This is a genomic window from Arthrobacter sp. KNU40 (genome assembly GCF_051515115.1).
Lineage (GTDB): Bacteria > Actinomycetota > Actinomycetes > Actinomycetales > Micrococcaceae > Arthrobacter.
In genome coordinates, this window is sequence record NZ_CP195850.1 from 5,139,203 (window position 1) to 5,149,366 (window position 10,164).

Here is a 10,164-nt window from a genome sequence, read left to right on the forward strand (position 1 = left end):
ACGATTGCGTTGCCTCGCGACCACACGCGCTAGGTTTCCGCATCCCTGGAACGGCGGCCTCACGCACTTCTGGCGCATAGCTCGGACTATTCGGCCGGCGAGATTCGAAGCAGACGCCTTTAGCTCAGCTCCTGGGATCGGAGCCAGCAATCAACGATGGCACGGCACGGAGAGACCAGTACTCAAGTCACCCACTCCACGGCGGCGACCGGAAGACAGCCACGCCTCTTCAGCTTCCAATTCTGTGAGGGCATCGATTGAATCGCGATTGACGGCGCGAATAGGGTCAGATGGTGGCTGTCAAGCTCTCAACTGCTGCGCTCGATAGGCAGGTTATATTCGCGAACCATCAAGCGGTTCCGCGCGAATTGGTCCGGTCCGGGCCTTCATGAACCCAAAGACGCAGCGTCTATCCATAACTCCCACACCCGGCACTAGTTTGGATCCGGGTCCAGGACGGCCTCGGACGCCGTTCTACACAGATGAACCTGGCCGAGTAGCCTGAGCCTGAGCCACGGTGTTGTGGCCGGCGCCCACCTTCCTCCGATCGAAGTACAGCCCCGGGGGTCGACGGACCCCTCTCTCCTAACTCTCAGCACTGACCCGGCGTCACGAAACCATACACGTAGCAGCGGCGGTCTCGCCGGACGATCACCCGGACGCGAAAAGATAACTGGCGCTGAATCAGCCTCCGCCGATCAGCCTTCGCAAGCCCGCACTCTCCGGCGGTGGAAAGAGCTGGCGCTAGAAGCTTCGAACGCGGGAGGGTTAGCCGTGGCAGGGTGATCGGGCTTCCCGGTTTGGTCAGAATCACAAGTTATCTGCATGAAGGCAGACGAGTCCGTATTGCCGGGGCGGGAGGCCGAGGATTCGAACGGCTGAACATCGGTCGGTGATTCCCATTGCCGAGGGCTTCTAGCTTCCCGTGGGACTGTGGCTCGCTCACAGGTTTTGGGCTCAATGTCCTTCCTTTAAACTCGCCCCATGCCGGCGTCCGCGACTGAAGAAGCGTTTGAGAGCCGCAAGCGGCTCTTCACTGATTCTGCGGATCGGGCACCTGGTCAAAGGCATACTTACGTCATGAATGAACTTCTCTCACCGTAAGACGGAGTGCGATCCGCTGGATGCGAGCACTGCAGCCACGTAGGCGGCACCGCTCCTTCCGCCTCGTCGTGTATTGACGCCGTGCCGATGGGCAGTCGCGAGGCAGCGATGCCATCAGCCTGGAGCATGTGCCAGTCATCCCCGCCCGTTGTTTCACGTGAAACATGCCATGATCATGGTGCCCAGACTTACTCACGCTGGGCCCGAGAGGCAGCCAGAGTCCGGAGACTGCTAACCGAGATGCGGGCCTAGTGCACAACATCAGGCCGGTCTTCCACACCAGTCGCATCGAGGCTGCGAAGGATATCCACCGACGGGTCCAAAGTTATGCACATAGTTATCCACAGCGATATCCACGGCCGGACCGAGTCAGTCCGAGTAGCTCTCCCCGCCCGGTAATAAGCGCGATCAGCGCGAACCGATACGACGCGCCCCCTCCCACATAGAACCAGGTTTAGCCTGCGCCAGAAATCGATGCGAAAACCCGGGAATCGGCCGAAATTGGGCCAATTTTGAATGAAAATGGGCGGTTCGAGAAGGATGGCTCTGTTTCACGTGAAACAGAGCCATCGACAAACACGAGTACGGCTCGAGTACCTCTACCGTTCGAACATAGACACGCTGAGTGCACATCCTTGGCCCCTCAACCGCTCCGACTTATCAACAAAGTTATCCACAGCGATATCCACCGCTGCGTTCCGACTTATCAACAGATCCTCGATCGGGCCAAGGAGGCGTGGGCATCGCGCGAGCGAAGTAAATTTCCTCCTTCGCCTGCCTAGAAGGCCCTCACACCGCGCTTCGATTTCGCGCTCCCGTCACCGTCACCGTCACGGTCCGGGACCATCGATAGTTCGAACCGGCATGCCGCGACGCCGCGTCAAGCGTAGTCTCAATGCTCCGACTATGACCCCGGCTAGAGCCTCATCCTTCTACTTGCGAGCTCCTCAAAATTCGGACACCGATGTGAACAAGCAGGGGTTCGCCCGCCAATTTTGCGCAAGGCATTCAGCAAATGCGTCCCCCAGATTCGCCCAAGCACGAGCGTCGCAGCTCGGGGCTAAATTCATACGCGCCACGGACTGCGCTATTGATGTCCATCTTCCTACGAGTGCTTTGCCACGCAGCTAGTCTAGGGTCAGTCACATCCCACGGACCGGCAAGCGAGCCAAAGTGTACCAGTAGTGGAGGCGCCGCGACATGAGTGACGGTAGGACTGCTCAAAGCTCGGGGGAGATCCTGGCATGGCGGACTTGGGGGCTACGGCGGTGGCGCCGTTTCATCCCAACGATCACCACGACTGGCATCAAAGACGCAGCTGACCCGTCCGACTGCTGGCCTGGGGCGCCAGTCTCGGCTCCAGCACGGACAACACCAGAAACAGACCCAGAGCCGTCAGCGACTAAAGGCGGGCTGCACTCATTGTGTCTTGCCCCGCGGGCACTACAACGCTGGCGGGCGGATCTGGCCTGAATCAGGCTCAGTAATCCCAACAGAACCGTAAGAGGCTCACGGAACGCTTAGTTTCTGTCCGGCTCAAGGTCAAAGCCAACAGGGGAGCTGTCTCCGGCTACAGGCACTCCTCCGCCGCAGATATCAGCGGCGGAGGGGGGATCGGTCGCGGCCAGCTCACGCCCCTGGTACGTCCCACCAGCCAGCGCCAGCCTGCGGGTATCCGCGGTCCCAAGCACCCAGAACGACGTCCAACGCTGCAACCAGTCATGTGCGCCCACAGCAGCAACGATTCCGAGCAGCGCCTAACGCCCGACGCGGGCAGACAACTGGTTGGACATCGCCTCATGCTAAAGCCGATTCGCCTCAAAAGACTCGCCGCAAGTTCGATTGTCAGTGTCCGACGTGCCCACGATGCGTGCTTCCTGCTGCGCGCATCGATCTACTCTTGACACTGAAACAGGAAGCTTCCTCCAGAGCCTCCAACCGAAGTCGCCGCGTTCCTCTGGGCATCCTTATGGTCGCGGCCGAAAACCTGGAATCCCCTTCTAGACAGTGAGTGGACACAGGGAAACCGAGAGGCTGTCAACCTCCGGGCCCTCTCGTTGACCCGCGTCGTTAGTCATTCGGGTCGTACTGCGAGTGAACTACCAATTAGCGTGTACTTGCCATTGAACTGATCCCGGACCAGGCCGGAGCGGTCTGTTTCACGTGAAACAGACCGCCGGGAGAGTCCGGCCCCGACTGACTGGCGGCCTGACTCACGCGCCCCCGCGCTATCCGAACTGCGCTCGTCGGTCCCTGGTCAGCCGGGCAATTGTTTCACGTGAAACATCCGGTACCTCATTGCACATAGGAGGCACTGACTTCATATGCCAACATCCTTGGACCGTCGCGCAAATATTGGCTGAACTTGGTGAGCAACGTCTTGAGCTGTGCGGGCGAGATTAGCGAATTGGGCGCTCTCCAGATCTTGCCCTCAAAATTATCCTTCCGCGGTAAGGCACAGAAGTGGGGTGTGGAACTATTCCGGATGCCTAGAACCGGACCAGCCAAGGACGCCTGACTACTGCGTCGACGAGGAAGAATCGAGCGAGATCCCGAAGTGCGTAGGAGATACCGGCGAAGATCCATTGAAAAGAGCGAGCCCTGTTGTTTCACGTGAAACGCGAAGACCTGTACTCGCAAAGGAAACTGGCCGACAGAGTCCGACGTCCAGGGGATCGAAGTCGTCTTCTAGGCCGGCATATTCCAACCACCCCTAAATACGCCCGGCCGTTTCACGTGAAACACACTAATAGCTCAGCAATGCGTCGATCGCCCCAGTTCTGCCGCCCCTCCAACCATGGGAGAGTGGCCTCAACCGGACCACACGAACCGTACAAGCAGGCGATCGCAGATTGCCAAAACCCCTGCCAACCCTGGGAGCCCTCACCCGGCAGACTCCCTGAGCGATCAAGGTGGTTATAGGGACAACTGGGTTCCTACGAGCCAAGAGCAATCATTAAATGAAAATGGAGCCTGCCTCGCTAGAAGCAAACTCCAATCTCGTAGAAATTAAACGCCTAGCCTTCATCCCCGGGGGAAAGAACATCCATGATGCGGTTCAAATCTTCAACACTGGCAAACTCAATGCTGACTCGACCCTTTCGTGCACCCAAGGTGATCTTCACGTTGGTGTCCAGTCGATCGGAAAGAGACGACGCAAGGTAGTCGAGGCGCTCGTGGCGAGCATTGGGGCGCGGAATACTGTTCTTCGGCGGCACCGTAGGATCCTGGTATAACGCCACCGCTTCCTCAGTGGCACGAACGGACATTCCTTCGGAAACAATCTTCTGCGCGAGACGCTCCATCGCAGCCGCGTCCGGGAGAGCCAGCAATGCACGAGCGTGGCCGGCCGACAGCACGCTGGCAGCAACCCGTCGCTGCACCAGCGGAGGAAGTTTCAGAAGACGAAGAGTGTTGGACACCTGCGGCCGCGAACGTCCGATCCGGTCGGCCAACTGTTCATGGGTGGTACCGAAGTCCTCCAGGAGCTGCTGGTAGGCAGCCGCTTCTTCCAGGGGGTTCAGTTGGCTGCGATGGAGGTTCTCCAGCAAAGCATCGCGGAGGAGGTCGTCATCATTGGTATCGCGGACAATCGCCGGGATAGTTTCGAGCCCGGCGGCCTGTACAGCCCTCCAGCGCCGTTCACCCATCACCAGTTCGTACGGTTCTCCACCCTTTTCGGTTGAAGTGCGTACAACAATTGGCTGGAGGACACCTATTTCCTTGACGGAATGAACCAGCTCCGCCATGTCGTCCTCATCGAAGACGCTACGCGGTTGCTTGCGGTTGGGATGAATGTCCCCGACGGGGATTTCGGCAAAACGCGCCCCGGGAACTTCGACTAGCTGAACCTCGGGCGCTTCCGCGCGAAGCGACTCAGAAACAACGTCAGCGGGCTCAGACGCGGTCGGTTCTTCACGAAAGCTGACATTCGCGGCGGGCGACTTCGCCGCAGGAGTCTTTGCCGCCGTCGTGCTCTCGGACGAAGATCCCCGCGAGGGGGAGCTCTTCGCTACTTCGGTTTCAGGAACCTCGGGCGTGTCCACCGTCTCCGGGGCTTTGCGCGCCTCAGGGAAGAAAAGGTCCACAGGCCGGGAAGTCGGAACGCCATTGCCCGATGCACCGGCCGAAGCGGAGCTGGGAATGAGAGCCCCAAGACCCCTACCCAGGCCTCGTCGCTTTTCGCTCATTAGTATGTCCCTCCGGTGGAATGGCAAGAATAGAGCCCGCCAAGGATATTGCAGTGATTAAGGAAGTCTAGCGCTCGGCGATTTCCGCGGCGGCTTCCATGTAGGACAACGCGCCGCTGGATGAGGGATCGTAGGTCATTACCGTCTGTTGGTAGCTCGGAGCTTCCGAGATGCGCACGGAGCGGGGAACCACGGCGCCGAGGACCTGGTCCGGGAAATGTTGACGGACCTCGGAAGCCACCTGTGCGGCGAGATTCGTGCGGCCGTCGTACATGGTGAGGAGAATGGTGGAAACAACCAGATCAGCATTGAGGTGCTTCTGAATCATTTCGATGTTCTTGAGGAGCTGGCTCAGGCCTTCCAATGCGTAGTACTCACATTGGATCGGGATGAGTACCTCGCTTGCCGCGCAGAATGCGTTGACGGTCAGCAGGCCCAAGCTGGGCGGGCAGTCGATGAAGATGAAGTCCAAGCGACCTTCACCGTTCTTCGCGCGTTCCTTCGAATACACATCGATTGCGCGGCGCAGGCGCTGCTCGCGTGCCACGAGGGAGACCAGTTCAATCTCAGCGCCCGCGAGGTGAATGGTGGCCGGCGCGCAGATGAGATTGGGAATATCGGGGCAAGGTGCCACAACGTCACGCAGTGGAAGGTCGTTGATCAGCACATCGTAGATACTGTCGACGTCGGCGTGGTGTTCAATACCAAGAGCGGTGGACGCGTTTCCTTGGGGATCGATGTCGATCACCAGGACATTGAGTCCCGCGGAAGCCAAGGCGGCCGCAATATTGACAGTCGTGGTGGTCTTTCCGACGCCGCCTTTTTGATTGGACACGGTAAAAATACGGGTCTTTTCCGGCTTGGGAAGCTCGCGTCCCACCAACCGCTCGCGGCGTCGGGTCTCGTTGGCGAGCTGGCGCGCAATGGGGCTGGAGTCGTCGATGGAGTCCATGACGTTGTCGTGTCCGACGATCAAAGTTTCACGTGAAACAGCGGCGTTCGCAACCGAATTGGTTCGCATCAGCGCAGACTCAAAGGACGCCGAGGGTGCAGCCATGGCCCGAGCCGACCCCAAGGAAATAAATGGCGGGATCCGCTGGGTGGAGGTTTCGCTACTGCCCACTGTCACACTCTCACTCTCATTCGGCTCTAGCTGCCGTTCTCTAGCTTAACCGCTCAGTTGCGGACACGCGGGACACAGCGCCGAAGCTAAGCGATCTTCCGCTGTTTGTTAACGACGATCCTCACCACTGTGGTGGGTTCTTCCAGGAGCTCCTGCCCGCAAACCACGACGGACGTTTCCACGCCGCCGAGCCTGCGGATGACTTTTGCTGCTTGCTCAATCTCTTCGGCAGCACTGCGGCCCTTGATCGCAACCACTTCACCCTTGCCGCTGAGCAAGGGAATGGTCAAGCCAGCCAGCTTGGTGAGGGCGGAGACAGCCCTGGCCGTGACAACGTCCGCGTCGACCATCCCCACTGCGAGCTCTGCCCGGGTGCGCATGACCGTGACATTGCCCAGCCCGAGGTCGTCCACTACTTCCTGAAGCCAAATGACGCGTCGCTCCAGTGGTTCAATCAATGTGAGTTCAAGGTCGGGACGTGCAATAGCCAAGCACAAGCCGGGAAGCCCCGCGCCGGAACCAACGTCTGCAACGTGGCTTCCGTGGGCAATCACCGACTCGATGACCGCGCAGTTGAGAACGTGCCGGCTCCACAGGCGGGGAACCTCGCGCGGGCCAATCAACCCGCGCTCGGTTCCTGACGTCGCCAAATGCTCTACATACCGCTGGGCGAGACCAAGCCGGTCACCGAAAATCTTTTCTGCCGCCTGCAGTTCGGCTGCCGTGATTTCAACCATGATCCGTTAGTCGGCCGAAACCACAATGTGGCGGCCGGCGCCTTCGCCCTCAGACTCGGATACAAAGCCGAGGTCCGCGACAGCGTCGTGCACAATCTTGCGTTCGTAGGCGCTCATCGGTGCCAGTGCAACGGAGGCACCGGTCTCCTTGACCTTTGCGACGGCGTCTTCCGCAATCTGCTGCAGATCGCCGGCACGTTCCTTGCGGTAACCGTTGATGTCGAGCACCAGGCGCGAGCGGTTCTCGGTCGCCGACAGCACGGACAGGCGAGCGAGTTCCTGAAGGGCTTCGAGCACTTCACCGTCGCGGCCTACCAGGCTCTCAAGCCCCTCAGAGTCGTCTTCAGCCGCGATGGAGATGTAGGTGCGTCCATTGCGGATCTCGATGTCGATATCGCCGTCGATGTCGGCAATGTCGAGGAGTTCCTCAAGGTAGTCTGCGGCGACGTCGCCCTCTTCCTCGAGGCGGCTCACGGAAGTGCCCTTACCTTCAGCAGCGCCTTCTTCGGAAGTTTCTTCTGTGGCTTCTGCCAGTTCCTCGGCGGCAGCGGCCGTTGCCTCTTCGGTGCTTTCAACAGACATTACTTCTTCTTCCTGTTCTTACGTTGTGGCTGGATGCGCTGCTGGGCCTTGACCTCGACGGCGGCCACTTCGGCAGCGACGTCTGCGTCCTTCTTACCGCCCAGAAGGGGGTGGGACGGCAAGCCCTTGGCGGCGCGACGCTCGGCAAGCGCCTTCGCTGCGGGGGATCCCGGCGTCGGCATGCGGCGGATGACAAAGAACTGCTGGCCCATGGTCCACAAGTTGGTCGTGGTCCAGTAGATGAGCACACCAATGGGGAAGTTGATGCCACCCACACCGAAGACGAGCGGCAGGATGTAGAGCATCATCTTCTGCTGGCGCATGAACGGGCTGGCCATCGCCTCTTCGGACATGTTCTTGGCCATGATCTGCTTCTGCGTGATGAACTGCGACGCCGTCATGGCCAGGATCATCACGATCGACAGAACCCACACGATCGTCTGATCGGATCCGGGGAGACCACCGCCGTGGAGCAAGGAAGCCGAGAGCGGTGCGCCGAAGATGCTGGATTCGTCGAACTGCACCACCTGGTCGTGGCTCAGGGCGCCGATGCCGATACCGCTCTGGCGGGCCTGGGTGATACCGGAAAGCACCTGGAACAGCGCGAAGAAGAACGGCATCTGGATCAGCATGGGCAAACACGCCGAGAACGGGTTGGTGCCGTGCTTCTTATACAGCGCCATCTGTTCCTGCGCCATCGCCTGGCGGGAGAGCTGGTCCGTCTTGCCCTTGTACTTCGCCTGCATCTTCTTCAGATCAGGCTGAAGCAGCTGCATGCCCCGCTGGGCCTTGATTTGCTTGACGAAGACAGGGATCAGTGCGGCACGGATCACCAGCACCAAGCCGATGATGGACAGCGTCCAGGTCCAGCCGTTCTCCGGCGGCAGGCCGATGAAACTCAGCCCGTCGTGGAACCCCAGCATGATCGCGGACACTAGCCACTTGAACGGGGCCAGAATTGTTCCAAAGATGTCCATACGTTTTCCCTATTTCCTCAGGCCGCTGTGCGGCGACCGTCTTCATCAGACCACACAGCCAGGAACTGGTCCGGGTTGTTCAGTACAACAATTGTGGGCGTCTGGCCTTCGGGCCAGTGACGATGTCCGGCGGGGACGTGGTCCACGCCGCCGGCGTTCCAGGGGTGGCAACGCGCAAGGCGCCGCACTGCGAGCCAACTTCCCTTGACGGCACCATGCACCGTCACCGCTTCGAGGGCATACGCCGAGCAGGATGGGAAGAACCGGCACACCTGGCCGTACAAGGGAGAGATGATCCTGCGATACGTCTTCAGCAAGATGATGAGGACGTTGCGCGGCAGCTCCCACAGAAATGTCCCGAGGATCCTCGGCGAGACTCTAAAGAAGCGGACGACGGCGGAGCTCAGCTCATGCACGCGGTGTCCCTTCCGTTGTGGTGCCCTGGGTGGGCGAAACAACCCGCGGAGAGGATCCGCCGAGCCGTTTCGTAGTTGCCGCCAAGGCGGCGTTGTAATCCGTCAGCAGCTGGTCCCAGCTCGCTGTTGCGGCCGCGGGCAGCGCCCGGACCACGACAGCAAGACCCGTGCCATGTCCTTTCAAAGACAAAGCACCTGCTTCTCTCAGTCTCCTCTTAACGAGGTTCCTGGTCACAGCGTTCCCGACAGCTTTGGAAACGATGAAGCCGATGCGGCTCGGTTCTCCGGCACCGATAGGTGCCGTATATAACACTAAGTTCCGGCGTCCATTGCGGACGCCGGAACGTACAGTTGTTGAAAAGTCGGTAGAAGTCCGCAGACGATTACGGGTGGCTAGCACCTATTGACTCGCTTGGAAGGCTGACCGACGAGTCAGTTATTTAGGCCGACAGTTCGACGCGGCCCTTGCCACGACGGGCGGCCAGGATGGCACGGCCGGCACGGGTGCGCATACGAAGGCGGAAGCCATGCTTCTTGGCCCGACGGCGGTTATTCGGCTGAAAAGTCCGCTTGCTCACGTTAGTTACTCCAGTGGATCAAAGGTGCGCCCACCCGATCAAAAGGGGAAGAACTGGCCGACGCTAAGTTTATTGAGTATCCGCCGCCGCCCAACGCCGGATTTACCGGAGGTGCGGGTGGTCAAAAAGCGGACACATAGGACTTCACAACGTTAGGGCAAAAAGACCCCCCAGGTCAAACCGGGGGCTGCAGCGCCCGTTATCCCCAGCTGTGGCTAACTACCCCCGCCAGCCTGTGGATGAAGTGGCTCACAGACCTCGTTTCAGAACCACAACGGTGTAATTATCCACAAGCTTCTTCCCAGCTATCTTCTGGAGTTTTCATCCCCTAGAGTGTCTCAGTAGCCGATTATCCACGGACTGTGCATAACCCTGTGGATTCGGTTCGGAATCCACTCATGGTTTGGACCTTCGGCTGCCGCAATCCAGGCAAGCAAGCACTCGAGGGAACCAATTG

8 protein-coding genes are annotated in these 10,164 nt (G+C 59.6%); all 8 read right to left on the minus strand.

From position 1 onward, the window contains the following. Positions 1-4,121 precede the first annotated feature (4,121 nt). The 8 genes from ACSKT0_RS23985 to rpmH all read right to left on the minus strand — a co-directional run bounded on the left by ACSKT0_RS23985 (position 4,122) and on the right by rpmH (position 9,707). On the minus strand, positions 4,122-5,294 hold the full coding sequence (locus ACSKT0_RS23985) for a ParB/RepB/Spo0J family partition protein (RefSeq protein ID WP_437771957.1): 1,173 nt from the start codon (positions 5,292-5,294) through the stop codon (positions 4,122-4,124). Between the two features lie 67 nt (positions 5,295-5,361). Then, complete coding sequence (locus ACSKT0_RS23990; protein WP_437771958.1) at positions 5,362-6,417, minus strand: ParA family protein; 1,056 nt, start codon at positions 6,415-6,417, stop codon at positions 5,362-5,364. 86 nt (positions 6,418-6,503) lie between these two features. Beyond that, positions 6,504-7,154 (minus strand): 16S rRNA (guanine(527)-N(7))-methyltransferase RsmG, encoded by a 651-nt coding sequence (gene rsmG / locus ACSKT0_RS23995; RefSeq protein ID WP_345448256.1) that lies wholly within the window; start codon positions 7,152-7,154, stop codon positions 6,504-6,506. A 6-nt stretch (positions 7,155-7,160) separates the two neighbouring features. Beyond that, the gene (locus ACSKT0_RS24000; protein WP_437771959.1) at positions 7,161-7,736 is read right to left on the minus strand and encodes a protein jag; all 576 of its coding nucleotides are present in this window, start codon (positions 7,734-7,736) and stop codon (positions 7,161-7,163) included. Then, positions 7,736-8,713: a membrane protein insertase YidC gene (yidC, locus tag ACSKT0_RS24005; RefSeq protein ID WP_345448258.1), complete on the minus strand. Its 978-nt coding sequence runs from the start codon at positions 8,711-8,713 to the stop codon at positions 7,736-7,738. Before yidC ends, ACSKT0_RS24000 begins: the two co-directional genes overlap by 1 nt. A gap of 17 nt (positions 8,714-8,730) precedes the next feature. After that, a complete protein-coding gene (gene yidD / locus ACSKT0_RS24010) occupies positions 8,731-9,129 on the minus strand; it encodes a membrane protein insertion efficiency factor YidD (protein WP_390281490.1) in 399 nt (132 codons plus the stop codon). Then, on the minus strand, positions 9,122-9,529 hold the full coding sequence (gene rnpA, locus ACSKT0_RS24015; RefSeq protein ID WP_236813924.1) for a ribonuclease P protein component: 408 nt from the start codon (positions 9,527-9,529) through the stop codon (positions 9,122-9,124). The genes yidD and rnpA overlap by 8 nt, the downstream gene beginning before the upstream one ends. Before the next feature lie 40 nt (positions 9,530-9,569). Then, a complete protein-coding gene (gene rpmH / locus ACSKT0_RS24020; protein ID WP_011776797.1) occupies positions 9,570-9,707 on the minus strand; it encodes a 50S ribosomal protein L34 in 138 nt (45 codons plus the stop codon). Between the last annotated feature and the right edge of the window lie 457 nt (positions 9,708-10,164).

Bases quoted from the DNA above. Each gene is read 5' to 3' on its own strand.
- yidC (WP_345448258.1), bottom strand. From the start codon at position 8,713: ATGGACATCTTTGGAACAATTCTGGCCCCGTTCAAGTGGCTAGTGTCC.
- ACSKT0_RS24000 (WP_437771959.1), bottom strand. From the start codon at position 7,736: ATGTCTGTTGAAAGCACCGAAGAGGCAACGGCCGCTGCCGCCGAGGAA.
- rsmG (WP_345448256.1), bottom strand. From the start codon at position 7,154: ATGGTTGAAATCACGGCAGCCGAACTGCAGGCGGCAGAAAAGATTTTC.
- ACSKT0_RS23985 (WP_437771957.1), bottom strand. From the start codon at position 5,294: ATGAGCGAAAAGCGACGAGGCCTGGGTAGGGGTCTTGGGGCTCTCATT.